Here is a 23,635-nt window from a genome sequence, read left to right as displayed (position 1 = left end):
CTCCCTTATTGGTATTATACTGGTATTATTATGGTATGGAAGTGTCAGGTTAGACACCTGACCACTGCCGGCGCAAAGAGGGGGAAGCATGACCAGTACAGAAGCCATCCAGTCTCAAACCCGAATTCTCAATCCGCAGGACACGGTGGGGGCCGTGCTGAACCTGGTTCAGGACCAGGCAGAAGCCGCCCTGGCCGTGCAGGCCGCAGCCCAGAGCATTGCCACTGCAGCAGATAACGCCGCCTACCACCTCAAACAGGGAGGTCGCCTGATCTACGCGGGGGCAGGCACCAGTGGCCGTCTGGCTGCCCTGGATGCTGCAGAATTGCCCCCCACTTTTGGCTGGCCCCTGAGCCGCTCCATCTCCCTGCTGGCAGGTGGAACCGCTGCCGAGTGGACCGCCCAGGAAGCCGCCGAAGACGATGTCAACGCGGGCTTCAACGAAGCAGACCAGCTGAATCCCACCCGACACGATGTGTTCATTCTGGTGGCTGCCTCAGGCCGCACCCCCTACACCCTGGGCGTGCTCAAACGTGCCCAGCTGGCCGGATCCCTCACCGTTGGCATTGCCAACAATGCAGGCGCACCCTTGCTGGAGCAGGCCGATTGCCCCATCCTGCTGGAAACTGGCCCAGAAGTGATCAACGGTTCCACCCGACTGAAAGCCGGAACCTCCCAGAAGATCACCCTCAACACCCTCAGCAGCACCATCATGCTGCGTCTGGGCAAGATCTACCACAACCTGATGGTGGACATGAAAGCCACCAACCAGAAGCTGTTCAACCGTGCCATCCAGATGGTGTTGGCCTGCGTGGACACCACCCCCGAACAGGCCCAAATGGCCCTGGAGCAGTGCGACTGGCAGGTCAAAGCCGCAGCAGTCATGATCAAGCGCGGCCTGGGTGTAGATGATGCCCGCACCCTGCTGGACCAGTACGACTGGAACCTGGACGACCTCTGCCTGTAAGGTTGAGGTGTATATAAAAGCCCAGAGGTGTGAGCCTCTGGGCTTTTGGGTTTGGGAGGGCTAGAGGTCAGTCCAGTTTCCGAATCTCCCCAACCACCCGGTAAAAGCCGTTGGTCTCGGCGACTTCATCCACCAGGTAACGGGCTCCATCTTCACGCAGGTCTTTGGGGAACTGCACGTTCCAGTTGCCATGGTACCCTTCAGATTCCACCCGGACCCGCAGTTTGCCGCTTTCCTTGACGCATTTCAGGACCACACCCTGACCGGTGTACTGGGCGCTTTGCAGGGTCTGGCGTTGCAGTGGAGCGGTGGCCTGCACAGCCTGGGCTTTGATGTCCTTGACGGTGGGGAGCTGGCCTTGCTGGGCGGCGGCAATGGCTGCGGGAGAAGCGTCAATGACCGCCAGAGAACCGTCCGTGGTCACGATGAACAGGCGCTCGTTGAGGTACTGCATGGAAAGCGCTGAGGCGCAACCCGAGTTCAGTTTCCACAGTCGGGTGCCGTCTTTGGAAAATGCATAAATGGCGCTGGAGTTGTCCCCGGCGAAAATGTATTCTCCGTCCGGGCTGGAAGCACAGGAGAACACGGCAGCATCGCACTTGTAGGTTTGCTGCAGGTTGCCTTTCTTGTCAAAACGCTGGACTGCACGCATGGCGGTGGCAGCATAAACGTGCTCTGCATCCTGCCAACCGAACAGCACAGCCCCGTTGGTTTTGGCTTTCCACAGTTCGATGCCACTCTGGGGATCGTAAGCCGCCACACCCCCGCTGTGTCCATGGTAGACCCCGGCGTCGTCCATGCGGACCATCCAGCCCCCTGAACTGCTGCCGTCCACGTTGCCCCACTGGTTTTCGCTTTCGGGGTTGAAGGCGTAGATGTTGCCTCGGGAATCCGAAACCCCCAGCACACCGTTGTGGATGTCCAGCCAGTAGATGTCCACGCTTTCGTCGATGTTGTAGGCCACGAAAGGAACTTTGCCGGTCAGGTCGTACACGTTGCCATCGTCGCAACCTGCGTACATGAACATGCCGTCGCTGACCAGGCATTTGACGCCTTCAGGAAGCTGGAAGCTGCTCAGGGTTTCGCCGTTGTGGTCCAGGGCAATGACTTTGCCGCCCTGGTTGCCCACCCAGACCCGTTCGCTGTCTGCGTAGATGCCGAATGCACTGGATCCAGTTTTCATGCGCCAGAGCACGGGGGCTTTGTTGGTGGAGGAGGCAGGCTTGACTTCTTCCACGCTGCGGCGAGTGATGGAGCGTTTCTGGCGCACCCCCTGCACCGCGTCTTCATAGCCTTTGCGTTTCTTCTCTTTGATTTTCTTGTCGGCTTCAGCTCTGGCTTTTTCAAAGCTGGGAAAAGCCTTGTTCTGGGTCTGGCCGTCTGTGCCAATGCGACCATAACGGATGCTCAGGTTCACATCGTCGATGGTGACTTCATAAAACTTGTGTTCTGCGCCGTTGGGGTCCGAATACTCCAGATAGTGTTTTTCCATGATGGCTCCGTATGGGTGTGTTCTTGATGGGTTTGCTCCGAAGAGTTACGAAATAGTAACACTTCTTTCTGTGAAGTGGACAGGTTTTCTTCACAACAGAAATGCTTTTTACCCCTTTTGGAACTTTGAACAGATATTACGCTTATAACATAATAGCATAAAAAAGAAAAAGAGGGCCGAAGCCCTCCCATTCGAACAAAGAGGATTACTCTTTGCCTTCTTCTTTCTTGCCACCAATGCCGAACTGGGCGAACAGGTCGGCGTACACGTCGCCGAGCTTGGTGGAGATTTTGCCGCTGGAAGCACTGGTGGTGCTTTCTTTGGCATAACTGTAATCGTAGTCGAAGCCTTCGCGCTTGCGACGGTTGCCGCCACCCTGGCCTGCGCCACGGTTGCCGCCACCGGTGCCCATGGCACGGTCTCCACGTTCGCCGCCACCCTGTTTGGTGTAGTCGCGTGCAGGGCCATCGTAGGGGATGGTGCGCTTGCGGCTGAGGCTGGCGCGCTGCTCGACAGGATCGATGTTCAGGATCACAGCATCGATCTCGTCGCCACGCTTGAACAGTTCAGCGGGGTTGGTGACGCGGTCGTGGCTGAGTTCGCTGATGTGGATCAGACCCTCTATACCCTCTTCGATCTCCATGAACACACCGAAATCGGTGATGCCAGTGATCTTGCCCTTGACAGGGGTTCCTGGGGGCAGACGGTCAGGCAGGGTGGACCAGGGATCTTCGGTGGTCTGGCGCAGACCGAGGCTGATGCGACGGTCTTTGTTGTCGATGCGCAGAACAACGGCTTCCACGGTGTCGCCCACTTTGACCATTTCCTGGGGGTGACGGATGCGCTTGGTCCAGCTCATCTCGGTCACGTGGATCAGGCCTTCAAGACCGGGCTCGAGTTCCACGAAAGCACCGAAGTTGGTGAGGTTGGTGACTTTGCCGCCAACGCGCTCGCCAATCTGGTACTTCTCGACAGCACTCTGCCAGGGATCGTTCTGCAGGGCTTTCATGCTCAGGTTGATGCGCTCGCGGTCACCATCAAGGTCGATGACCTGAACTTCAACCTTGTCGCCCAGTTTGACCACTTCTTTGGGGTGGTTGAAACGGGCATGGGTCAGTTCGCTGCGGTGCACCAGTCCATCCAGACCGCCGAGGCTGACGAACACACCGAAGTCGGTGATTTCGACAACTTCGCCTTCCAACACGGCACCAGGCTCCAGCTTGCCGAGGGTGTCGGCTTTGGCTTTGGCTTTGCGGTCTTCCATGATGGAGCGGTGGGAGATGATCACACGGTTGCGCTTTTTGTTCAGCTCGATCAGTTTGACTTCCAGGGGCTTGCCCACGTAGGGGCTCAGGTCGTTGACACGACGGGTGTCCACCTGGGAAGCGGGCAGGAAAGCACGGATGCCCTCAATGGAAGCCACCAGACCGCCACGGACTTTCTCGAGGATGTCCACGGTGAATTCCTTGCCATCTTTGAACAAGTTATCCAACACGCGCCAGCCGCGATCCTGATCCGCACGACGTTTGCTCAGCACAATGGTGGAGTTGGGCAGGTCCACGCGAACCACGTAGGCTTCGATTTGATCGCCTGCTTTGAAGAGCTCCTGGGCTTGCTCTTGGGTGATGGGTTCTTCGTGAATCTGGCTGAAGGGAATCACACCTTCAACTTTGGCCCCAACATCCACATGGATACCTTCGCTGGAAATGAACACCACGGTGCCATTCACCACGTCGCCGCGCTGGGGCTCTTTGTATTGAACTTCGGTGCTCAGCACGTCTTCCATGGTCATGGCGGGGTATTCGCGGGTGGTATCGGTGGTCTGAGCGGTCTCGTTGACCGGGGTCTGAGTAGCCTTGTCTTCCATTAACTATGTTCCTCCTTAAACCGTTCGGGGCCAGAAACCACAAACGGCAACATCTCATTGTACACAGCGGAGACCCCCCGAGTAAACCCCCATGCCCATGAGTACGCTAAATCTTCTAATTTGTAACAACATGCTCAATTCGCTGACAACAGAAAGGACAGGACATTTGCCCGAGTTCTGGGGGATACAGTGAAAGCACCCGGGACGACCCACCTCAAGGGCTTTCTCATCATGAACAGAAAGCTTAAGGTCACTCTCTGGGTGACACTGAAAAGCATGCATCGCCTCTACGCGCTGGCGGGGACCTCAGAACTTCTGGGGTCTCTGCTGTTTGGAATCCCGATGGGTCTGCATCTCGGGAAAACCAGGCAATTTCAGCAGGAGATTTGGCCTGAAGTTGACCTGCAATTGAATTGTGCTGCAAGACTGATCAATTCACCTTTCCACTGCAAGGCTTGCAGTATCATGACCATACTTTTTGGAGGAGTGAACGTCACATGGAACATTACGACATCATCATCATCGGTGGAGGCCCCGCAGGACTGACCGCAGGCATTTATGCCGGACGGGCCAACCTGAAAACCGTGATCATCGAAAAAGGCCAGCCCGGAGGCCAGATCGCCCAGACCGAGGAGGTCGAGAACTACCCCGGTTTCCCGGAACCCATCAGCGGTTTTGAGCTGTCCCAGCGCATGGTGCAGCAGGCCGAGCGTTTTGGCAGCCCCCTGGTGATGGATGAAGTCCAGGGCATCGAGAAAGTCGAAGGTGGGTTCACTGTTAAAGGTTATGACACCACCTACTTCGGCAAGATGGTGATTGTGGCCACCGGAGCCAACCCCAAAGCCCTCTCGGTTCCCGGAGAAGAGAAATTCTGGGGCAGAGGGGTCAGCACCTGCGCCACCTGTGATGGTTTCTTCTACAGGGGCAAAAATGTGGTGGTGGTGGGTGGAGGAGACGCCGCCGTTGAAGAAGGCCTGTTCCTCACCAAATTTGCCGACACCGTGACCCTGATCCACCGCCGCGACACCCTGCGCGCCAACAAAGTGGCCCAGCAACGCGCCCTCAACCACCCCAAGATGCGCTTCATCTGGGACACCGTGGTGGAAGAAGTCCTCGGGGATGAAGTGGTGGGCGGCGTGCGCCTGAAAAACCTCAAAACCGGAGAGGTCTACGACCACGCCACCGATGGGGTGTTCGTGTTCATCGGACACGTTCCCAACACCGCCTTCCTGGGTGGTCTGGTGAAACTCCGCGAAGACGGCTACATCGAGGTGAAAGAAGAAATTTACACCTCCACCGATGGTGTGCTTGCTGCCGGAGACGTGAGTGATTACATTTATCGCCAGCTTGCCACCAGTGTGGGTGCCGGCACCCGTGCCGCCATGACTGCAGAAAAACTCCTGGCCCACCTGGAAGTTCAGCACGCCTGATTGCAAGATGTCACTGCCACTTGTGACTGCACCATGATTGAGCTTTTGAAGCCCCTCCTTTTCAGGAAGGGCTTTTGCTTTGCCAGGACCACGCTGCAACCATGATCCCTTCTGTACCTTGAGGTCATCCGTTCCAGACAGCACAGAAGCAAAGTCTGGACGCAGAAGAGGTGAAACATGTTGCAAAGAATCATTTTGATGGGCTCCATCCTGCTGGGTGCAACCCTTGGCACAGCAGCAAGCAAACCCGGAACCGTGCAAGGACAGGTGCTCGATGCCCAGGGCAAACCCGTGGAAGGGGCGCAGATCTGGATCAAACCCGTGGTGACCACTGGAGTTGCCGAAGCCCTCACCGATGAACACGGCAAATACCTGATTGATGGATTGCCTCCTGTGGGCTACCGGGCATATGCCTGGATGGAAGTGCCGTACAGAGGAAAAACCTTCTGCCTGAGGCTGGCCCAGACCAGCACAGCAGAGTACAACCCCTTCAATCCCAGAGACGGCATCGTGCGCAATTTTGTCTGGAAGACCTCAGGACGCATTCCTGACCAGGACCTCTACGACGACATGGGTTATTTTGGAGGCAGCATGCCCCTGATGGCCGCTTTTGGGCAGGAACGGTTTGCCACCCAGAACGATCAGATCGAGGTGGAATTGACCCCCACAGGCCCACTCATTGATGGCAGCAAAGGCAAGGTGCTGACCAAAGTGGCTCCAGCCAGAGGCTATGTGCTCGATGTTCCTGTGGGACCCTATCAGGTCAAAGCCACCTTCATTTCCGCAAAAGGAAAACGGGAAGCCCTGGACGTTTCCTCCTACGATGGCGAGTACGAAAACAGCACTGTGGTGGAATTCAAACCTGCAGCAGCATCCTGCAAAGGCAGCAGTGCCAGCGGATCTGGACGTGCCTACATCTACTGGAAATTCAGGAATTGAGGTTCTCACATGAAACGCTCTGACATGAAACGCATTGTTCTGGTCGCTTTGACCTTGCTGGGCACAGCCCAGGCCACCCGTTACGCCAACAACCTCGCCCTGTTGCAGCCCTCAGAGGTGTGTATTGAAAAGCCTTCCATCTTCCTGGATAAAACATTTGATTCCACCTCTGCTTTGCCTGCAGAAATCCAGCAGATCCTCAAAAAAGAAGCGGCCAGAAAAGGTCTGAACATTGCCGAAACCACAGAAGAAAATTGCGTTGGGTTTGTGTACCTGACTGTGAACATCAGCAAAACCATCAAAGGGTACATCTACAACACCCGTTTGCAACTCACTCTGCAGCAGGCCCAGTTGTCCCAGCTCACCACTCCCTACATGAAAACTGTTTATTCAGAGGGAAAAGCCATGTATGCCGTTGTGTGGGACACCGAACAACTGGGCATCTATGAACGGGAAGACATGCTCAGGCCCCTGATGATTGGAGATGGCCTGAACCTTTTTGACGCCTTTGTCGAGGACTGGAAAGCGGTGCACTGACTTCCCGGATGCCCAGCAGCATGAATCTCAGCAAAGGTTGGTTAAGATGGGACGGATGCTCGGGAAACTCAAACGCCTTGCCAGATCCATCACGCCCCATCAGGCCAATCCCGAAGACAATTGGGCCAGCACCCTGCTCACCAGAGAAGAATTCTCAGTGTACATCCAGATGGATCCCAGAGACCGGGAGCATGGGACACGGGTGGCCCGCACTTTGCAGGCAGACCATCCTGCAGCAGATCCAGAGTTGCTGGCAGCAGCAGTGCTCCACGATTGTGGCAAGAGTGTCAGACCCTACAGCGTGCTGGAAAGGGTGCTGGTGGGTCTGGTGCCTTACCGTTTTTCCGAACACATCCCCGCAGAAGGGGTCAAAGTGAGGTTTGCTCACCCTGAGCTGGGGGCTGAAATGCTCTTGCAGGCTGGAGCCAGAACCGCTGTGATTGAACTGGTGCGTCTGCACCATCATCCCGAATCCAATCCCAGGGCTGCGTTGCTGTACCAGTATGACCATCTGGAGTGATGGGTCTGGAATCCAAAAAAGGTGTTGAAAGCAATCTGAAACGCCTGATGGGGCTTCTCAGGTGAGTTGAATTCAGACAGGCCATTTGGCTGATCCTCAGGAGGGGTTTACAAAACTCAAATTATTGAGTATCCTATTTCTCGCCTTGAAGGGGGCCTTATGGATGGCCCCATCGTCTAACGGTTAGGACACTACCCTTTCAAGGTAGCGATACGGGTTCGAATCCCGTTGGGGTCACCACAAAATGCGCTCTTCGGAGCGCATTCTTTTTTGCCAGCCAGCAACAGAACAAAATCAGAGACAAAATCAGAGAGCCACCCGATCGGGTGGCTCTTTTTTATTTTTGCAAGAATTTCAGTCTTCGGCGGGTTTCAGCTTCATGGGGTCATCGTAGCGTTTGGCACGGAAGGCCCAGACAGCAATGAAGGTGCCCAGCATCATCATCAGGGCTCCCACAAAGAAAGGCATGCCCGGAATGTACAGGGCACCGTCACCTTTGCGGGTGAAGTGGGCGAAGATGGAAGTGGCCAGAATGGGACCCACAATGCTCACCAGGCTCCACAGACCAGAAAGTGCGCCCTGCACAGAGCCCTGTTCTGTCTCAGACACCTGCCTGGACACCAGACCCTGAATGGCCGGTCCGGCAATCCCACCAATGGCTCCAGCAATGATGATGGCGTAAACCATCCAGCCTTCGGTGGCCAGACCAAAAGCCACGAATTGCACCACACCCAAACCCAGACCCAGCAGGATGGCTCTTTTCTCGCCCAGTTTGGGGATCAGGATGCCCACCAGTGCACCTTGCACAATGGCTCCCATCACACCCACTGCAGTCAGGGAGAAGCCGTTGGCCTGGGGGCCCCAGCCGTAACGTTCTGCGGTGTACAGCACCCAGACGTTTTGCAGCAACTGGTTGGCAAGGTTGGTCAGCAGGAACATGCCGGTCAGGTTGAACACCACGCGGTACTTGCGCAGCAGGCCCAGAGCAGCCACTGGATTTGCATTTCTGATGTTGAAGGGTTTGCGATTTTCTTTCTTGTGGGATTCAGGCAGCACAAAGAAGCCATACAGCCAGTTCAGGAAAGCCAGACCTGCTGCAAAGAAGAAGGGCAGGCGGGTGCCGTGTTCCCCCAGGAAGCCACCAATGGCCGGTCCAATGATGAAGCCCACACTGAAAACAGCGCCCATCATCCCGAAGTTTTTGGCCCGGTCCTCTGGGGCAGAAACGTCTGCAATGTAAGCACTTGCTGCGGTGATGTTGGCAGCAGTCATCCCTGCAATGATGCGTCCAACCCAGATCCAGCCAATGGTGGGTGCAAAAGCCAGCAGGAGGTAATCGAGAGCCAATCCCAGCAGGGAAATCAGCAGAATGGGTCTGCGGCCATACTGGTCAGAGAGCCCTCCCAGGATGGGTGAGCAGACGAACTGCACCAGTGAGAAAACCGCCACCATGTAACCCAGCAGCAGGGCTGCATCGCTTGTGTTTTGACCTGAAACCTCCTTGATCAATTCCGGAAAGATCGGGATGATCAATCCAAATCCGAGCACGTCAAGCAACAATGTCACCAGAATAAAAGCCAGTCCAGCCTGTCTTTTCATCCCTCCAGTACACCACATTACGGTCAGAACATCTTGAGCCAATCAGCTTATGTTGAAAAAGGTGAACATGTCCCTGCCAGAAAACCCTTCCAGCAAATACCCCAGCACCTTTTTTTTACGGCCTGAGCGAATGTCGCGGCTTTGAAAATCCGGGCAGACTGAACATTGTTGGCTGTGCTAAACTTCTCTGCAGCCATGCGTGATCGTTTAATGCACACCACAGGTCACCTCGAAGTGATCGTTGGCCCGATGTTCTCTGGAAAATCCGAGGAGTTGATCCGCCGGGTGACCCGGGCAGTGATTGCCCGCCAGACGGTGGCGGTGTTCAAGCCTGCCATTGATGACCGTTACCACCAGACCCAGGTGGCAAGCCACAGCGGACGCAGCATCGAAGCGCATGCCGTGCAGTCCAGCGAAGACATCCGCAATCTGGTGTATGGCAACACCCCCTTGCTTTCCAGTGCCAACCCTCTTCCAGAGGTCATCGCCATTGACGAGGCCCAGTTTTTTGATGCTGCTCTGGTTCCCCTGCTCACCGAGTTTGCAGATGCTGGTGTGCGGGTGATTCTGGCCGGACTGGATCAGGATTTCCGGGGAGAGCCTTTCAGTTTCATGCCTGAAGTGCTGGCCCGCGCAGAAGTGGTGGACAAACTGACCGCCATCTGTGTGGTGTGTGGAGGTCCTGCCACCCGCACCCAGCGCCTGATTGGCAACAGACCTGCCCGCTACGATGACCCCATCGTGCTGGTGGGGGCCAGTGAATCCTATGAAGCCCGCTGCCGTGCCCACCACGAGGTTCTGAACCCTGTTCTGAGGTAAGCATGTTCTTTCAGCGCAACAACACCACCCGAGATTCGGTCAAGCGTTTCCTGGCCCAGGTGCTGGCCCAGGATTGCAACACGGTGCCCCAGGCCTTTTCTACAGATGCCCTGATCGTCTGTGAGGCGGGTTTGACCCCTGGTCGCCGCCGTTTTCCTTACCGGGACCCTTACCTCCTGATGGTGAGTTTTGGCATGGGAACGGTGGTGTCCACGGTGGCCCCCAGAATTCCGGTGGTGCGCCGCTTGCTGGACGGCATGCACCGGGATGAGATTTTTTCTGGAAAAGGCATGCATGTCCTCTCACAACTGGTGACGATGGATGACCAGTTTCTGGCTGGACCAGACCTCAAATTCAGCTGCTCACAACAGGACTTCACCCCTTGCAAGCCGCCCAGGGGCCTCAGAATGGAAGTCCTGCAGAACAGTGCCATTCATTCCCTGTACCAGATCGATGGTTTCCGCCATGCCCTGAGGTATGCCGAGCATTCCAGCAGACCAGACACCATTGCCGTGGCAGGCTATCTGGACAATGACCTGATTGGGGTGGCAGGGGCCTGTGCAGACTCAGACGACCTCTGGCAGATCGGGGTGGATGTGCTTCCAGGCATTCAGGCCAAAGGGGTGGGCAAATCCCTGGTCAGCGAACTGACCCACCGGGTCTTCAAGGCTGGAAAAATCCCTTATTACTCCACCAGTGTGGCCAACCTGCACTCCCGAAATCTGGCGCAATCCCTGGGATATTTTTCGGTCTGGTCTGAAATTTACGCCGTTTCCGACAGAAAAACGCCTGACCAGAACAAACTGGGCAGGCATTGAATTGCGTCATTGGGCATCAGAAGTGAAATGGTTTGAAGATCATTTCTTCTTTTCTGCAGGTTGATACTGTTTTAAACCACCTGCAGCAGCAAAATCTGTTTTCAGGGCTTCAACATGGGCAGTGGGCTTGCTTTCGGGGTTTCCGGGCAAGGTGTGGGCATACACTTCCAGCACATCGCTGTATCCGTCCTCATCGCTGTCCAGGTCTTTTTCCAGCACCAGATAGATCGCCTCTGCAATGCTTTTGTCCAGGTTTTCGTGGAAGGTTTTCCTGAGGTTTTCACCAAAAGCATTCCAGGGATCTCCTCCAGTGTCTTTCACATGGCAGAAGGTGCAGGGCATGGTGCTTTTCTTGAGGGTGCTGCCTTTGTAGTGAAATTGCTTGATGGCCTGCAGGCGGTACTGGGGGAGGGCCAGAGCTGTTCCAAGAAGCGCTAGACCCATCAGCAACAGTCCCAGCTGTTTCAGTCTGAAGCTTTTTGCTGACCGCTGGTGGCTGACTGCTGACCGCTCAGATGAAGGCCGGGCCATCAAAATCTTTCCCCAGCACGACTCTGGGATCCAGGCCCAGCCAGTTTTTGAGGGTCCGGGCATACACGCCCCGGAAATCCACCTGATAACGCACATCCCCATCATCCAGGTTTTCCAGATCCGGGCTGCTGCCGTGAATGCCGCCTTTGACTCCTTTGCCAAAGGTGAACATCACCCCGCCCTTGCCGTGGTCGGTCCCGGCAGAGTCGTTTTCATGCACCCGCCGTCCGAATTCACTGAAGGCCAGCACCATCACCTGATCGTAAAGGCCCTGGGACATCAGATCCGCCCGGAAAGCAGCCAGCCCTTCTGACAGGGTTTTCAGCAAATCATCCTGTTCAGCACGTTGTGCAGCATGGGTGTCAAACCCACCCAGGGAAGTGTACAGAATCCTCCCTGCCTGCCCTGAGGCAATCAGTTTGGCCAGGTCTTTCAGTTGCTCTGCAAATTTGGTTGCAGGGTATTGGGCTCCAGGACGGTACTTTTTGAGGTTCTGCTGGGTTTCCTGGGTGTGTTTCAGCAGGTTCAAGGTGCTTTGCTGAATGAAAGCCGCTTCTCCTGTGCGTTTGAGGTTCAACATGCTCTGGTAAGGGTTTTCCAGGCCCGCAGGCAGATTGACCTGATAGGTGTCTGGATCGTCCACCACGGGCAGGGTGAGGGTGTCGCTGCGCAGGGCCAATGGAGCAATGTCCCCCACATAGGTGGCGCAAAAAGGATCCCCGATGGTTTCTGCAATGCGGCCAATCCAGCCTTCCCGGTTGGCTCCGGTGGGGTCTGCAGTGTGCCAGATCGCCATGCTGGCAAAGTGGCTGCGGTTGGGGTTGGGGTACCCTACACTCTCAATCCAGGCGAATTCGTTGTCTTCCAGGATGGGCAGGAAGGCCTTCAGGTTGGGGTTCATGCCCAGCACATCGGTCACGGGCAGCACGTCTTTTCTGGGGATGGCAATGTTTGGCCTTGCAGCGTAGTAAGCGTCGTTGCCATACGGAATGAGGGTGTTCAGGCCATCATTGCCCCCAGAAAGCTGGATCACCACCAGGGTTTTCTCGCCCCTGGCCTGGGCAGCAGCACGGGCCAGAAACTGTGGCATCCCCGAGGTGATGGCAAGCGCCATGCTGGTCATTTTCAGAAAGTCTCGTCTGTGCATTGCATCTCCTGTTCAGGCCAGCTGGTATTCTGGCGAAACCATCAAGAGGTAAGCCTGTTTCTCTGCAGGCAGGTCTTTCAGCAGGTTCTCAATGCTGGCATTTTCTTTCCCCAGCAAACTGAGGTGCAAACCCTTTTTGTTTTTGATGTTCTTGCTGACCTGGGCGGCAAATTTCATGCGGGTCAGCAGGGTGGCGTCGCTGATCCAGTTGCGCCCTCCAGACCAGCCGCTCACATCGGGTGGGGCCAGTGGCAGTTGTCCCAGACGGGCCAGGGTTTTCAGCAGTCCCTCGTAGTATTTGTCGTTGTCCAGGGGCTTGATCTGTGCGGTCCTGAGGGTGCCCACAATGAATTCGATGGGGCTTTTGATGCGGGTTTCCTGGGCATGCTGGGAAAAGAAGGCCTCGCTGAGCAGCACTTCCCGGATCACAGTTCTGAGGTCGCCTTTGCTGTTCTGCCAGGTTTCTGCCAGGGCTTTGACATCAGCATCTGTGGGAGAGTCTGAGACAAAATGCCTGAGGATCTTGCGGGAAACGAACAGGGCTGTGGCGGGCTGGCCTGCTGCCATCTGCACGATGTCCTCGCCCGAAAAATTTCCGGTTTTCCCCAGGTAGGTTTTGCTGCCCGTGTCGTGCTTGTTTTTGGCGAACACGAATTCTGCCCCATCTTCGGGGGTGCCTTTGCCCACCCGTTTGAGGGTCCATCCGGTCAGGGCTCTGGCCCCCTCCTGAATGTCTTTTTCTGTGTAATGCCCGATGCCCACGGTGAACAGTTCCAGCAGCTCACGGGAGAAATTCTCGTTGGGTTTCCCCTTGACGTTCTGGTCGTTGTCCAGGTAGCGCAACATGGAGGGGTGTTTGGAGATGGCCAGGGCCAGATCCGTGAAATTGCCCAGTGCATGCTTTCTGAGGGTGTCCAGATAACCCATCAGGGCAGAGCCGGATTTCACCTTGTCGGTGCCCACCACGAAATGGTTGTGCCACATCAGGGCCAGGTTCTCCCGGAAAGGCTGAGGTCCATGGATCATCTCGAAGAGCCAGTTCAGCTGGGTGAGCTGGAATCCCCGTCCAGGTTTGATGGCATCCCGGTAATCAAAGGGATTGTTCTGGGCCATGTTCATGCGAAAATCCAGCAGATCTTCCACGGTCTGGGCCAGTCCTTTCTGGGTTGCCTCTTTGACTTCTGAGAGGGGGGCACCCCAGCAGGCACGTCTGAGCAGATGGGCTGCTTTCTCCTGATCGAAAGCACCCTGGTAGGGTTTCAGCATGTTTTACTCTCCTGTGTTGGATATTTCTTCGGTCCTGATGTCTTTCAGATGCTCAATGATGCCCAGAAGTTCCGCAGGGGGCAATTTGGCCACCACCCACACAAACTGCCGGTTGAGGCTGATCACCGCCACCCCTTCAGCCTGCTGCACCCCCTTGGGTGCAATGATCACCGGAATGACATTCAGACCATCCGAGAGGTAAACCTCGGTGCTGGGCACATCCTGAAACTGGGTGTGTTTGAACCCCACCACCCGGTAAGGTCTGGGCAAAGACAGTCCAGGCAAGGCAGCCAGAATTCTGGATTCCAGATCGGCGTTGTAGCGCACTTTGGGCTTGAAAGGCGTGGCAAGCGGGTTCAGGGTGCCCTTGAAGCTCTGGTAAGCGGCTCTGCGCAGGGTCGTGCCATTCAGGTCCTGCTGCTGATAAGCCACTGGAACCTGCCATTCGTCGTCCACCCACACCATCCAGGCGTTGGACAGTTTGTTTCTGGGGGAAAGGGTGTACATGGTGGTGCTGCGCCCGGCAATCACCTGATGGGTTTCCGCAGACAGTTTGAAATTCTTGCGCACCAGGGTGTGCAGGTAACTGAGCTGCGGCAAATCTTTGCGCATCTTCATGGGTTTGTCGCTGGGCGGAAACAGCACCAGCACTTCCACTTTTCCCTCTGGCATGTAACTGCGGCCTTTGACCATGGCCTTTTGCAGGTCTTCCCAGTCGCCTGCGAAAGCCGTGCCCAGCATCAGCAGAAGGGTCAAGAAGGCTTTTACCATTCGCCGTTCACCTGGGTGTAGGCTTCATAGGCCACAGTGTGGGGGAGGGGGGCGTTTTGCTGCTGGTAAAGCAGACCTCCTCCCAGCAGGGCAAAACAGGCCGCGGCTGCACTGAAGGCATACCACAGTTTGTTGCGCTGTCCTCTCATCTGTTGCTGATTGAACTGCAGGTTGAATTTTGCCAGCGCACGCTCACTGGCCTGCACATCCTTGGTGGTCACTTTCAGGTGGTCTCTGAACAACTCATCCCACGGGTCCATACCTTCTCCTAGGGTTGCACTCCACGCTGGAGCAGAAAAGACTTGAGGGCCTGTTTGGCCCGGTTGATTCTGGATTTGACGGTTCCAAGCTGCACCCCCAGAACTTCTGCAATTTGCTGGTACTCCATGTCCAGAAATTCCCGCAGAGAGAAAGCTTCGCGTTGCTCGGCAGGAAGGGATTGCAACCCCTCCTCGATGAGTTCACGCATCTGGTTCTGCTCGGCCTTGTGAGAGACGTTCTCTCTTGAGGGCGGATCCAGGTCTTCCAGAGGGGTCACGTCTGCCTGGGGTTTCCTGAGCGCCTGATAGCAGGCATTCATGGTGATGCGGTACACCCAGGTGGAGAATTCGGCTTCTCCCCGGAAGTTCTTCAGGTTTCGGTAGGTGCTCCACAGCACTTCCTGCAACACATCCTCGGCATTGCTTTCACCCACAATGCCGCAGGCGACAGCGTGCATGCGAGGCAGATGTCTGCGCATCAGGGCCTCGTAGGCGCGTTGATCCCGCCTTGCCAGGGAAACCAGTTGTCGATCTTCCAGATGCTCGTACATGACCTCTGTACTTCTTAGAGTAGGGGCAGATCAGAAAAGTTCCATGAGGAAGGCAAACACACTTTCATCCTGATTTTTCTGCTCTGGGGCTGTATTCTGAGGTCATGTTTACACCAGAAACCGTCACCATCCAGATTCAGCTGGATCTGGCAAAACAGCATGAAGAGGTTTACCTGCTCAGTGCCCTCAGCCAGTGGAAGCCTGAGTCCAAATTTGCCTTTCAATGGACCCCTCAGGGTTATGTGCTTGCGCTGGAGTTGTTGCAGGGCAACCTGCTGGAGTGTCGCATCAGCAGGGGAGAACATGAAGAAGTCGGACATGAGGGCCTGAAACGCAATCCCCGGATTCTTGCAGCAGATCGGAACCAGCAGGTCTCTTTTGAGGTGCTGGGTTTCAGGGAAAATTTGCTCCCAGAAGTCACCCGAACAGGTCACATCGAGGAACACCTGCTTTACAGTCCTGAACTCCAGGAAGAGGTGAAACTGCTGGTTTACCTGCCCCCGCAGTACTTCAGCCAGCCAGAGGCTGTGTTCCCGGTGGTTTACATGCACGATGGACACAACGTTTTTGACCGGTCCACCAGCAGTTACGGTTTTGACTGGCAAGCCGATGAAACCGCCGAGGAGTTTGCTGCTGCCGGACATCCTGTGGTTCTGGTGGGCATCTGGACCCTTGAGGACAAAAGGATGGCCTATTACGTCCCTTTCCCTTCACGCTTGCACGGGCATCAGGCCCAGGGACTGGATTACCTGAGCTTCATTGCAGACACCCTCAAACCCTGGATTGATCGGCATTTTCGGGTCAGTCAGGACCTCCATCACACTGCCATTTGCGGCTCCAGTCTGGGAGGCATCATCAGCCTGTATGCAGCCCTGAACCACCCGGAGGTCTTTGGCGTGGCAGGCATCATGAGCCCGGCTTTGTGGGTGGGAGAATACCGCTCTTTCGATGATGTCAAACCTGTTCTGGCGGGGGTTCGCTGTTTTGTGGACATGGGAGACCGGGAAGGCACCACCCTGGAAGAAGCAGCCCATCTGGTGCGGCAGGCCAAACAAATCGCCCTGCTGATCTCCCAGCAGGGCAGTGAAGTTGAACTTCTGATTGGAAAGGATCACCTGCACCATGAATCTGCCTGGGCAGAGCGCTTTCCGCAGTTTCTGAAGTTTTTTCTGAGACTCTAGATCTCAGGCCTGGGTCTTTTCCAGGGCCAGTTCAATGTGGGCAAGGTGGTGCTGGCCGTGCCAGGCATACATGCCAATGACCTTCCAGAGGGGCTGTACCCCGGATTCTGGGTGGTTGAAGGTGCGGTTTAACTGTTCCCCGGTCAGGCTTCTCAGCAGGTGAACCCAGCGCGCATGAATGGCTTCCAGCAGGTTCAGGGAAACCGCCACGGGCAGTTTGTAATCAGCAAGCTGAGCCCAGCCCTGCTCATCGTAGGGTTTGATGGTGGGGTTGTTTTCGGTGAGGGCCAGTTTGAAACGGGTGTACGCCTGAGAGTGGCTGTCTGGCACGTGGTGCGTTACCTGCCGGATGGTCCAGCCCCCTTCTCTGTACGGCAAATCCAGAGCCTCTTCAGAAAGGCCCTCGGTCAGAGCCCGGTAATGCGCAGGTGCAGCAGCAATGGTGTCAATCCAGCCCTGAACTTCGGTCAGGTCAAGGGTTCCGCTGTGGATGAATTGGCCAATGGGGTATTTTCTGTCCATGGGTTCATTCTGCCATTTCAGCTTTTGTGGGATGCGGCAGGTCTATAGGCAGGGCAAACCTGCTTGTCCTGATGACTTTGTTGGAAGCGCTCACAAACTTGAAAGGGCAGTGTTATGATCAGGCCCTATGGCCCAGTTGCCCCCCCAGCTTTTCCCCCTCCTGGTTGTTGCCTGCCTGTCTTTTCCTCTGCTGGGAGCAGTGCAGGCCCTCCTGGGACCCTATTTCTCGGTGTTCATGCAGCATTACCATGTAGAGCAGGCCGAAGTCAGCCAGGTGGTGAGCAGCCAGTTCACAGGGATTGCCCTGGGCATGATCTCCAGCATTGCTGCCCTCAAATACCTGAAAGCCCGCAAGACCCTGCTGCTCAGTGCCCTGCTGCTGCTGGCGGGTTTGCTTGGCATGGCTTACAGCCCCACCTGGTCCCTCTTGCTGGGGTGTGCTTTTGTATTTGGGGTGGCTTACGGCGTGCATGCTTCCTGCATCAACACCCTGCTGTCCCAGTATGGGGTGGCGGCTGCGCCAGTGCTGAACGGGGTCAATGCCACGTTCGGGGTGGGGAGTCTGCTGGGGCCTCAATTGATCCGCCTGTTTGAAAGTTATGGCCTTCCTTTTCTGGTGCTGGGTGTACTGGCGGTGGTGGTGTTTGTGCTGAGCTTGCGGGTTCAGGAACAGACCCTGCCTCCCAGACCCAAAATGGCAACTGCAGGCACACTGATCGCTGTGCTGGCCTGTTTTTCCCTCAGTTCTTTTGCCTACGTGTCGGCAGAAGTGGCTCCCAGCAACTGGATGGTCACCCACCTGACAGGGGTGTTCTCTCCCTTCTGGGTGGGCCTGGCTCCCAGCCTGTACTGGGGTGCTCTGGCCCTGGGACGGCTGGTTTTTGCTCCAGTCAGCCGCATGGTGAAACCCAGTGTGCTGGTGATCCTGGCTGCTCTGGGAGCCACCCTGATGCTGCTGGGCACCCACAACACTGCCCTGGCCCTGTACTTTTACCCCCTTGCGGGTTTTTTGCCCCCACATATCCCACCTTGCTGGCCTGGCTCGGAGAGATCCTCAAGGAACGCAGCCAGATCTTCACACCCATTGTCAGCATGGTGGGGGCATTTGGCCCCGTGGTGACTGCACCATTGGTGGGCAGTGTGGTGGAAAAATCTGGCCCCGGAAGCATTCCCACCTCAGTGACTTTGCTGGCGGGATTTCTCTTTTTCTCCGTCGTTGTGACATGGTGGACCACACGACATCACAACCGCAGCCTATAAAGTACAAAGCCTCTGCTAGGCCACCTGGACAGTCTTCAGGGGGCTGCAATTTAAGCTTTTGAGCGTAAGCCACCAGAATGTGATATAGGCAATGATTTTTTTCACAACCTGCGGTATATTGGTCTTACCACAAAAAGGGGGTGATCCAACTGTTAAGAAAATCTGTTGGTGGAGGTACCCGAGCAGGGTAGTTTAACAGACAGCTGTACCCTGAGACCCAACGGGTACCGGATCCCCCCGAGTGCAAACTCGGGGGTTCTACATTTTGAGAAGCGCAAATGGAGAAACACACCGCTTTTCAAAGGGTCATTTCACCAGATGAATTTCCTGCCCCAGGATGTTCCCTGAAAGCAACAAGGTCAGGTAGAGCTTTTTCACTTTGGGCAAGGTTTTGAAGAACACCCGGTAGGAGCTTCCCGTTCCCAGCCGGGTGTTTCCCGTTTTGAGGGGCAGTTTCTTGATGGTGTGGTAGCCCCTGGAGTCTTTCATCTGCAAAACCCCAGGAAGTCCGCCCACCACTGCACTGGTGATGTTCACTTTTTCCTTTTCGTGGTAAGCAATGCTGGCAAGCAACACATATCCACCAGTCACTTTGTGCAGGGCTGCAGACTGCAATTCCACATGGCCCCCGTGAGCCAGAGCGCTGCCCATGAGCACGCTGCTGATCACAAGCCATTTCTTCATGACTTCAAGTTTCACAACTGTCCTTTCGCCAGAGCAGGCAAATCCTGATCCAGCAGCCCTTTGCCCAGTTTCTCCTGGTTGTAGATGAGACGCATGCGGTTCTGCTGATCCAGCACCGCCACAATGTCGGTGTGGGTGATGAGACCATCGGGATTTTCGTTGAAGCCCACATAAAAAGCATTGGCCAGCCGGGCAATGTTGTCCGCATTTCCAGTCAGGCCCACGAAGTCCTTCTGAAAAGACTCCACGTACCGCTTCAGGACCGCAGGGGTGTCTGTCTCGGGGTCCACGCTGATCAGGTACACCTTGACGTTCCGGGGGCTTCCTGCGCCCTCATAGGCCCGCCTGAGGATGCTCATGGTGGCAGGGCAGATGTCCGGGCAGCGGGTGAACCCGAAGAACACCAGTTTGATGCCAGCATCCTGATTGAGGGTGTGGGGTTTTCCTGCAGTGTCGATCAGCGGCAGTTCTGGAATCAGGGGTTTTGCCTCCACCACTGTGCCATGCAGTTCTGCCGGAGTGAACTTCTTGTAGGCCCAGATGCCAGCCAGCACCAGCAGTCCCAGAATCAGGGTGATGAGGGTGGGGTTGGTTTTTTTCACGGTTGCTTGCACTGACCCATTGTGCAGCAAAAAAATGAGGGCAATTGCCCCTCGGTTTCTGGCAAAACGGACAGCTTTACGAGAAATGTCCCATCTTGCAGCAAAAGAGCGGGGTCAATTGACCCCGCTCTTTCATTTTGGTTCCTGTTTTCAGGACGTCACCAGATGTAGAAGATCGAGATGATCACAATCCACACCACGTCCACCAGGTGCCAGTACATGCTGGCAGGGGTGAGGCTGCCGTGCTCTTTGTGGTTCAGCTTGCCGGTCAGGGCCTGGTAGTAGGGGAGGGCCACACCCACACCACCGATGATGATGTGCAGACCGTGCAGACCCACCAGGGTGAAGAAGCAGGACGCCCACACGTTCTGGGTGTAATCCACTTCCAGGCCGAACTTGGTGAACTCGTAGGTCTGGAACAGGAAGAACACTGCGCCCAGGATCATGGTGATCATCAGTCCCATGCGGAACTTGCTGAAAATGCCCCTGGCGAAGTCCTGCTCTGCCTTGTGAATCACAAAGGAGGAACTGACCAGGATCAGGGTGTTGAGGGCAGCCAGCCAGATGTCAGGACGCTCTTCTGGAGGAACCGCTTTGCCCATCACACGCAGGTACACGTAGCCGGAGATCAGCACACCGAAGAGCGTGACTTCCGAGATGATGAACCACCACATGCCCATCGCGCCGTTGGGCACACTGGTCAGCACATGGTGATGTACAGGTTCTGCAAACTCTGGGGTGCCAGCCCATCTGAAGATGGAGTACAGCAGGAAAGCGAAGCCCACCCAGATGGCAATGGCCCAGGGATCAGAAAGAGGAGCATTGAACCAGCTGTAGGAGATGCCCAGACCGAAGATCAGCATGGCCAGGGCGCTCATGAAAGGCCAGATGGTGGACTGGGGCAGGTGAACGTCTTTCATGTTCACAGGCTCAAACTTGACGCCTGCTTTTTTCCAGTCGTAGAGGGGGCGCTCGCTGGCAAAGTGGGTGGGGAGCACCACTTCCAGGTTGTGGGGAGCGGGTGGGCTGCTGGTCAGCCATTCCAGGGTGTAGCCACCCCAGGGGTTGTCGTTGGCTTTTTCACCATTTCTGAGGCTCCAGACCATGTTGTACACCCAGATGATGCCGCCCAGCAGCAGCACGAATGCGCCAATGGTGGAAGCAAAGTTGAGTTCGTTCCACATGTAGTTGCCGTCAGGGTAGGTGTAGTAACGGCGGGGCATGCCCAGGAAGCCCAGGATGTACTGGGGCATGAAGGTCAGCCAGGAGCCGATCAGGAACAGCCACAGGTGCCACAGGCCCATTTTTTCGCTCATCAGACGACCGGTGATTTTGGGCCACCAGTAGTACAGGCCAGCCATCACCAGGTAGGAGGTGCCGAACATCAGCACGTTGTGGAAGTGGGCCACCACGAAGTAACCGTCGGTTACAGCATAGTCAAAGGGAATCAGACCCAGAGCCACACCGGTGATGCCCCCGATGGTGAAGTTGAAGATGAAAGCAATCACCCAGTAGAGGGGGGATTTCATCTGCAAATGACCGCCCCACATGGTGCCGATCAGGTTGAAGAGTTTCACCCCGGTGGGGACACCCACAATCACGGTGGCCACAGCGAAGAAGATCTGCCAGCCTTCAGGAAGGCCCACAGCAAACATGTGGTGCACCCACACCACCAGACCAACCAGCACAATGCCCAGGATGGAGTACACCATCACCTTGTAACCGAACAGGGGTTTGCGGCTGAAGGTGGACACGATCTCTGCGGCAATGCCCAGGTAGGGCAGCAGCATCACGTACACGGCGGGGTGAGAGTAGAACCAGAAGAACTGCTGGTACAGCACGGGCACGCCACCCATGGAAGGATTGAACAGGGAGATGCCCAGTTTCAGTTCCATCAGGGTGGTGAGGGCTGCAGAGGTCAGGCCGGAAAGGGCGATCAGCTGCAGGATGGAGGTGGCCAGAATGCTCCACACGAACATGGGCATTTTGAACACACCCATGCCCTTGGCACGCAGGTTCATCACGGTGGCTGAAAAGTTTGCAGCCCCCAGCAGGGAAGCCAGACCGTTCAGCAGGATGGAGACCATCAGCACCTCCACACCGTGAGAGCCTGCAACAGAACTCTTCATGGTGAGGGGGTAATAGAAAGTCCATCCAGCAGCAGCAGGGCCTCCCACAAAGAAGGACACGGCCACCAGAATCAGGCTGAACAGGAATAGGTAGAAAGCGAAGGTGTTGACACGGGGCAGGGCCACATCGCGTTCACCAAGTTGCAAGGGCAAGAGGTAGTTGCCAAATCCCACCAGTCCGAACGGAATGATGAAATAGAACAACATGATGGCCCCGTGCATGGTGAGGACTTCGTTGTACTGCTGTCCCACCAGGAAGGTGTTGTTGGGCACGATGAGTTGCACCCGGAGGGCCACGGCCAGCAGTCCGGCAATGGCGAAGCCCAGCACCGAAGTCAGCATGTACATGATGCCAATCTTCTTGTGGTCTCCGGTGGTCATGTAATCCCACAGCACTTCAAAGAAGCCGGGTTTGCGGCTGGGTGCTGAGGAGGGAATGTTTACGGCCATTTTCGCATGTCCTCCTTATTGACTGCTGTTCTCGGTGGTGATTTCAGGAATGCTCTTGAAATCAATGCCATCCAGTTTCAGGCTGTGCAGGTATTTCGCCACGGCGGTGATGTCGCTGTCAGAAAGTTTGGTGTAGGGGACGTCTTCCCACTTGCCCGTGTCTGCATTTTTGACTTTGTGCATGCTGCCATCGAAGGCGGGCATCAGGCTGCCGGGTTTGACGTGGGCAGAGTTGCGGATCCAGTCTTCCAGGGTGGCAGGGCGTCTGGTGCCATCAAAGTCGATGGTGCGGTCACCTTTGTCTGCACTGAGTTCACTGGCATTTTCCACATTGCGGTAGATGCCTGCAGCAAAGGTGGTGCGGTTTCCGAAGAAGCTCAGGTCAGGGAAGCTGGGAGCTCCGCCCTGCTGGCCTTTGACGGCGTGGCATCCAGAGCAGTTGGCCTGGAAGACCTTCTGGCCCTGGGCCAGTTCAGGATCGCTGGGGGTACCGGCCTGGAAGGCTTTGGCTTTGCTGACCCACTCGTTGTACTGGGCCTGGGGCAAAGCCACCACCCGGAACAGCATGTTGGCGTGGGATGCGCCGCACAGCTCAAAGCACTGGCCGTAATAAATGCCAGGTTTGGCTGCAGTGAGGATCAGTTTGTTGGTCTGGCCAGGGAGGGCATCGCGGCGACCACCCAGGTTGGACACACCGAAGGAGTGAATCACGTCTTTGCCGCTGACCTTCAGCTCCACCGGCAGACCCACAGGGATCACCAGTTCGTTGGAGTTGCGGAAACCCTGTTTCTCGTAGTCAAAGTCCCACCAGAACTGCCAGCCGTTGACCTGGATGGTTTCGGCAATGTTGGCGGGTTTCTCGTTGACTTTGGCCAGGGCCAGCGCGGTGAAAACACTGAGCACCGACACGATCAGCACCGGCACCCCGATCAGGGCCACTTCCAGGGTGTTGTTGCCGTGGAACTGGGCAGGCTCGTTGCTGGCTCCGGGTCTGGTGGGTTTGTCTCCGGGGCGGACTTTGTACTTCTGCACCACCCACCAGAGCGCTCCACCGGTGACCAGCAGCACCAGCAATGAAAAAGCCCCTGCGACCCACAACAGCAGGTTGATGTCCTGGGTGGTTTTGGCCTGACTGTCCAGAATATTGATCAGGCGTTCTCCAGAACTCCCCTGTGGCTGCTGTGCATGTGCAACAGTTGCCAGCGACACCAGCCCAAACATGAACAATTGAAACGGTTTCAACATCTCTCCTTTCCCTTCTCACTCTCTCTAGAAACTCTGAAAACTTTGGAA

At 56.0% G+C, this 23,635-nt stretch carries 23 protein-coding genes and 1 tRNA gene; 10 read left to right on the top strand and 14 right to left on the bottom strand.

Annotation, left to right across the window (positions count from 1 at the left end; all coding sequences use genetic code 11):
* Positions 1–88: 88 nt before the first annotated feature.
* Entirely contained in the window at positions 89–967 is an 879-nt protein-coding gene (locus IEY52_RS01950; RefSeq protein ID WP_188999002.1) for an N-acetylmuramic acid 6-phosphate etherase, read from the top strand.
* Between the two features lie 67 nt (positions 968–1,034).
* On the opposite strand, the gene IEY52_RS01945 is transcribed toward IEY52_RS01950, so the two are convergent.
* Complete coding sequence (locus IEY52_RS01945) at positions 1,035–2,459, bottom strand: WGR domain-containing protein (RefSeq protein ID WP_188998999.1); 1,425 nt, start codon at positions 2,457–2,459, stop codon at positions 1,035–1,037.
* Positions 2,460–2,664: 205 nt separating this feature from the next.
* Positions 2,665–4,326, bottom strand: coding sequence for a 30S ribosomal protein S1 (locus IEY52_RS01940; RefSeq protein WP_188998995.1), 1,662 nt, complete (start codon positions 4,324–4,326; stop codon positions 2,665–2,667).
* 497 nt (positions 4,327–4,823) lie between these two features.
* Between IEY52_RS01940 and trxB the strand changes: the two genes are divergently transcribed.
* From trxB to IEY52_RS01915, 5 genes are all read left to right on the top strand, one after another.
* Complete coding sequence (trxB, locus tag IEY52_RS01935) at positions 4,824–5,756, top strand: thioredoxin-disulfide reductase (protein WP_188998993.1); 933 nt, start codon at positions 4,824–4,826, stop codon at positions 5,754–5,756.
* A gap of 177 nt (positions 5,757–5,933) precedes the next feature.
* Positions 5,934–6,695 (top strand): carboxypeptidase-like regulatory domain-containing protein, encoded by a 762-nt coding sequence (locus IEY52_RS01930; RefSeq protein ID WP_188998989.1) that lies wholly within the window; start codon positions 5,934–5,936, stop codon positions 6,693–6,695.
* Positions 6,696–6,704: 9 nt separating this feature from the next.
* Entirely contained in the window at positions 6,705–7,232 is a 528-nt protein-coding gene (locus IEY52_RS01925; RefSeq protein WP_188998987.1) for a hypothetical protein, read from the top strand.
* A gap of 46 nt (positions 7,233–7,278) precedes the next feature.
* The gene (locus IEY52_RS01920; RefSeq protein WP_188998984.1) at positions 7,279–7,752 is read left to right on the top strand and encodes an HD domain-containing protein; all 474 of its coding nucleotides are present in this window, start codon (positions 7,279–7,281) and stop codon (positions 7,750–7,752) included.
* 165 nt (positions 7,753–7,917) lie between these two features.
* A tRNA-Glu gene (locus IEY52_RS01915) sits at positions 7,918–7,992 on the top strand.
* A gap of 114 nt (positions 7,993–8,106) precedes the next feature.
* Here the strand turns inward: IEY52_RS01915 and IEY52_RS01910 are convergent.
* A complete protein-coding gene (locus IEY52_RS01910) occupies positions 8,107–9,351 on the bottom strand; it encodes a TCR/Tet family MFS transporter (RefSeq protein WP_188998981.1) in 1,245 nt (414 codons plus the stop codon).
* A gap of 195 nt (positions 9,352–9,546) precedes the next feature.
* Here IEY52_RS01910 and IEY52_RS01905 point away from each other — a divergent pair, with 195 nt between their 5' ends.
* Both IEY52_RS01905 and IEY52_RS01900 read left to right on the top strand, forming a co-directional pair.
* The gene (locus IEY52_RS01905; RefSeq protein WP_229684608.1) at positions 9,547–10,170 is read left to right on the top strand and encodes a thymidine kinase; all 624 of its coding nucleotides are present in this window, start codon (positions 9,547–9,549) and stop codon (positions 10,168–10,170) included.
* Between the two features lie 2 nt (positions 10,171–10,172).
* On the top strand, positions 10,173–10,988 hold the full coding sequence (locus IEY52_RS01900; RefSeq protein ID WP_188998978.1) for a GNAT family N-acetyltransferase: 816 nt from the start codon (positions 10,173–10,175) through the stop codon (positions 10,986–10,988).
* A gap of 39 nt (positions 10,989–11,027) precedes the next feature.
* Here IEY52_RS01900 and IEY52_RS01895 read toward each other — a convergent pair whose 3' ends face one another.
* From IEY52_RS01895 to IEY52_RS01870, 6 genes are all read right to left on the bottom strand, one after another.
* On the bottom strand, positions 11,028–11,432 hold the full coding sequence (locus tag IEY52_RS01895; RefSeq protein WP_188998976.1) for a hypothetical protein: 405 nt from the start codon (positions 11,430–11,432) through the stop codon (positions 11,028–11,030).
* A gap of 67 nt (positions 11,433–11,499) precedes the next feature.
* A complete protein-coding gene (locus IEY52_RS01890) occupies positions 11,500–12,666 on the bottom strand; it encodes a DUF1501 domain-containing protein (RefSeq protein ID WP_188998974.1) in 1,167 nt (388 codons plus the stop codon).
* A gap of 12 nt (positions 12,667–12,678) precedes the next feature.
* Entirely contained in the window at positions 12,679–13,932 is a 1,254-nt protein-coding gene (locus IEY52_RS01885) for a DUF1800 domain-containing protein (protein ID WP_188998971.1), read from the bottom strand.
* A 3-nt stretch (positions 13,933–13,935) separates the two neighbouring features.
* Positions 13,936–14,688: a hypothetical protein gene (locus IEY52_RS01880; RefSeq protein WP_188998968.1), complete on the bottom strand. Its 753-nt coding sequence runs from the start codon at positions 14,686–14,688 to the stop codon at positions 13,936–13,938.
* An 8-nt stretch (positions 14,689–14,696) separates the two neighbouring features.
* Positions 14,697–14,963 (bottom strand): hypothetical protein, encoded by a 267-nt coding sequence (locus IEY52_RS01875; protein WP_188998966.1) that lies wholly within the window; start codon positions 14,961–14,963, stop codon positions 14,697–14,699.
* An 8-nt stretch (positions 14,964–14,971) separates the two neighbouring features.
* Positions 14,972–15,514, bottom strand: a complete 543-nt coding sequence (locus IEY52_RS01870; RefSeq protein ID WP_188998963.1) for an RNA polymerase sigma factor — start codon at positions 15,512–15,514, stop codon at positions 14,972–14,974.
* A 104-nt stretch (positions 15,515–15,618) separates the two neighbouring features.
* On the opposite strand from IEY52_RS01870, the gene IEY52_RS01865 reads away from it, so the two are divergent.
* A complete protein-coding gene (locus IEY52_RS01865; RefSeq protein ID WP_188998960.1) occupies positions 15,619–16,695 on the top strand; it encodes an alpha/beta hydrolase in 1,077 nt (358 codons plus the stop codon).
* Positions 16,696–16,698: 3 nt separating this feature from the next.
* Here IEY52_RS01865 and IEY52_RS01860 read toward each other — a convergent pair whose 3' ends face one another.
* Positions 16,699–17,217 (bottom strand): YfiT family bacillithiol transferase, encoded by a 519-nt coding sequence (locus tag IEY52_RS01860; protein WP_188998957.1) that lies wholly within the window; start codon positions 17,215–17,217, stop codon positions 16,699–16,701.
* 127 nt (positions 17,218–17,344) lie between these two features.
* On the opposite strand from IEY52_RS01860, the gene IEY52_RS01855 reads away from it, so the two are divergent.
* Positions 17,345–18,337: an MFS transporter gene (locus IEY52_RS01855; protein ID WP_188998954.1), complete on the top strand. Its 993-nt coding sequence runs from the start codon at positions 17,345–17,347 to the stop codon at positions 18,335–18,337.
* Between the two features lie 446 nt (positions 18,338–18,783).
* Here IEY52_RS01855 and IEY52_RS01850 read toward each other — a convergent pair whose 3' ends face one another.
* From IEY52_RS01850 to coxB, 4 genes are all read right to left on the bottom strand, one after another.
* Positions 18,784–19,161, bottom strand: coding sequence for a hypothetical protein (locus IEY52_RS01850; protein WP_188998951.1), 378 nt, complete (start codon positions 19,159–19,161; stop codon positions 18,784–18,786).
* 11 nt (positions 19,162–19,172) lie between these two features.
* Positions 19,173–19,775: an SCO family protein gene (locus IEY52_RS01845; protein WP_188998948.1), complete on the bottom strand. Its 603-nt coding sequence runs from the start codon at positions 19,773–19,775 to the stop codon at positions 19,173–19,175.
* Positions 19,776–19,921: 146 nt separating this feature from the next.
* Positions 19,922–22,342, bottom strand: a complete 2,421-nt coding sequence (locus IEY52_RS01840; protein WP_188998945.1) for a cbb3-type cytochrome c oxidase subunit I — start codon at positions 22,340–22,342, stop codon at positions 19,922–19,924.
* Positions 22,343–22,357: 15 nt separating this feature from the next.
* Positions 22,358–23,587 carry a cytochrome c oxidase subunit II gene (gene coxB / locus IEY52_RS01835; RefSeq protein ID WP_188998942.1) on the bottom strand — a complete coding sequence of 410 codons (1,230 nt, stop codon included), beginning with the start codon at positions 23,585–23,587 and terminating at the stop codon, positions 22,358–22,360.
* Positions 23,588–23,635 lie beyond the last annotated feature (48 nt).

Origin of the sequence: Deinococcus roseus, assembly GCF_014646895.1 — a bacterium.
GTDB lineage: Bacteria > Deinococcota > Deinococci > Deinococcales > Deinococcaceae > Deinococcus_C > Deinococcus_C roseus.
This window is presented reverse-complemented; position numbering and strand designations above follow the sequence as displayed.

What these genes read in the sequence shown, in the direction of transcription:
- IEY52_RS01950 (WP_188999002.1), top strand. Translation starts at nt 89, where the DNA reads ATGACCAGTACAGAAGCCATCCAGTCTCAAACCCGAATTCTCAATCCG.
- IEY52_RS01945 (WP_188998999.1), bottom strand. Translation starts at nt 2,459, where the DNA reads ATGGAAAAACACTATCTGGAGTATTCGGACCCCAACGGCGCAGAACAC.
- IEY52_RS01940 (WP_188998995.1), bottom strand. Translation starts at nt 4,326, where the DNA reads ATGGAAGACAAGGCTACTCAGACCCCGGTCAACGAGACCGCTCAGACC.
- trxB (WP_188998993.1), top strand. Translation starts at nt 4,824, where the DNA reads ATGGAACATTACGACATCATCATCATCGGTGGAGGCCCCGCAGGACTG.
- IEY52_RS01930 (WP_188998989.1), top strand. Translation starts at nt 5,934, where the DNA reads ATGTTGCAAAGAATCATTTTGATGGGCTCCATCCTGCTGGGTGCAACC.
- IEY52_RS01925 (WP_188998987.1), top strand. Translation starts at nt 6,705, where the DNA reads ATGAAACGCTCTGACATGAAACGCATTGTTCTGGTCGCTTTGACCTTG.
- IEY52_RS01920 (WP_188998984.1), top strand. Translation starts at nt 7,279, where the DNA reads ATGGGACGGATGCTCGGGAAACTCAAACGCCTTGCCAGATCCATCACG.
- IEY52_RS01910 (WP_188998981.1), bottom strand. Translation starts at nt 9,351, where the DNA reads ATGAAAAGACAGGCTGGACTGGCTTTTATTCTGGTGACATTGTTGCTT.
- IEY52_RS01905 (WP_229684608.1), top strand. Translation starts at nt 9,547, where the DNA reads ATGCGTGATCGTTTAATGCACACCACAGGTCACCTCGAAGTGATCGTT.
- IEY52_RS01900 (WP_188998978.1), top strand. Translation starts at nt 10,173, where the DNA reads ATGTTCTTTCAGCGCAACAACACCACCCGAGATTCGGTCAAGCGTTTC.
- IEY52_RS01895 (WP_188998976.1), bottom strand. Translation starts at nt 11,432, where the DNA reads ATGGGTCTAGCGCTTCTTGGAACAGCTCTGGCCCTCCCCCAGTACCGC.
- IEY52_RS01890 (WP_188998974.1), bottom strand. Translation starts at nt 12,666, where the DNA reads ATGCACAGACGAGACTTTCTGAAAATGACCAGCATGGCGCTTGCCATC.
- IEY52_RS01885 (WP_188998971.1), bottom strand. Translation starts at nt 13,932, where the DNA reads ATGCTGAAACCCTACCAGGGTGCTTTCGATCAGGAGAAAGCAGCCCAT.
- IEY52_RS01875 (WP_188998966.1), bottom strand. Translation starts at nt 14,963, where the DNA reads ATGGACCCGTGGGATGAGTTGTTCAGAGACCACCTGAAAGTGACCACC.
- IEY52_RS01870 (WP_188998963.1), bottom strand. Translation starts at nt 15,514, where the DNA reads ATGTACGAGCATCTGGAAGATCGACAACTGGTTTCCCTGGCAAGGCGG.
- IEY52_RS01865 (WP_188998960.1), top strand. Translation starts at nt 15,619, where the DNA reads ATGTTTACACCAGAAACCGTCACCATCCAGATTCAGCTGGATCTGGCA.
- IEY52_RS01860 (WP_188998957.1), bottom strand. Translation starts at nt 17,217, where the DNA reads ATGGACAGAAAATACCCCATTGGCCAATTCATCCACAGCGGAACCCTT.
- IEY52_RS01855 (WP_188998954.1), top strand. Translation starts at nt 17,345, where the DNA reads ATGGCCCAGTTGCCCCCCCAGCTTTTCCCCCTCCTGGTTGTTGCCTGC.
- IEY52_RS01850 (WP_188998951.1), bottom strand. Translation starts at nt 19,161, where the DNA reads ATGAAGAAATGGCTTGTGATCAGCAGCGTGCTCATGGGCAGCGCTCTG.
- IEY52_RS01840 (WP_188998945.1), bottom strand. Translation starts at nt 22,342, where the DNA reads ATGGCCGTAAACATTCCCTCCTCAGCACCCAGCCGCAAACCCGGCTTC.
- coxB (WP_188998942.1), bottom strand. Translation starts at nt 23,587, where the DNA reads ATGTTGAAACCGTTTCAATTGTTCATGTTTGGGCTGGTGTCGCTGGCA.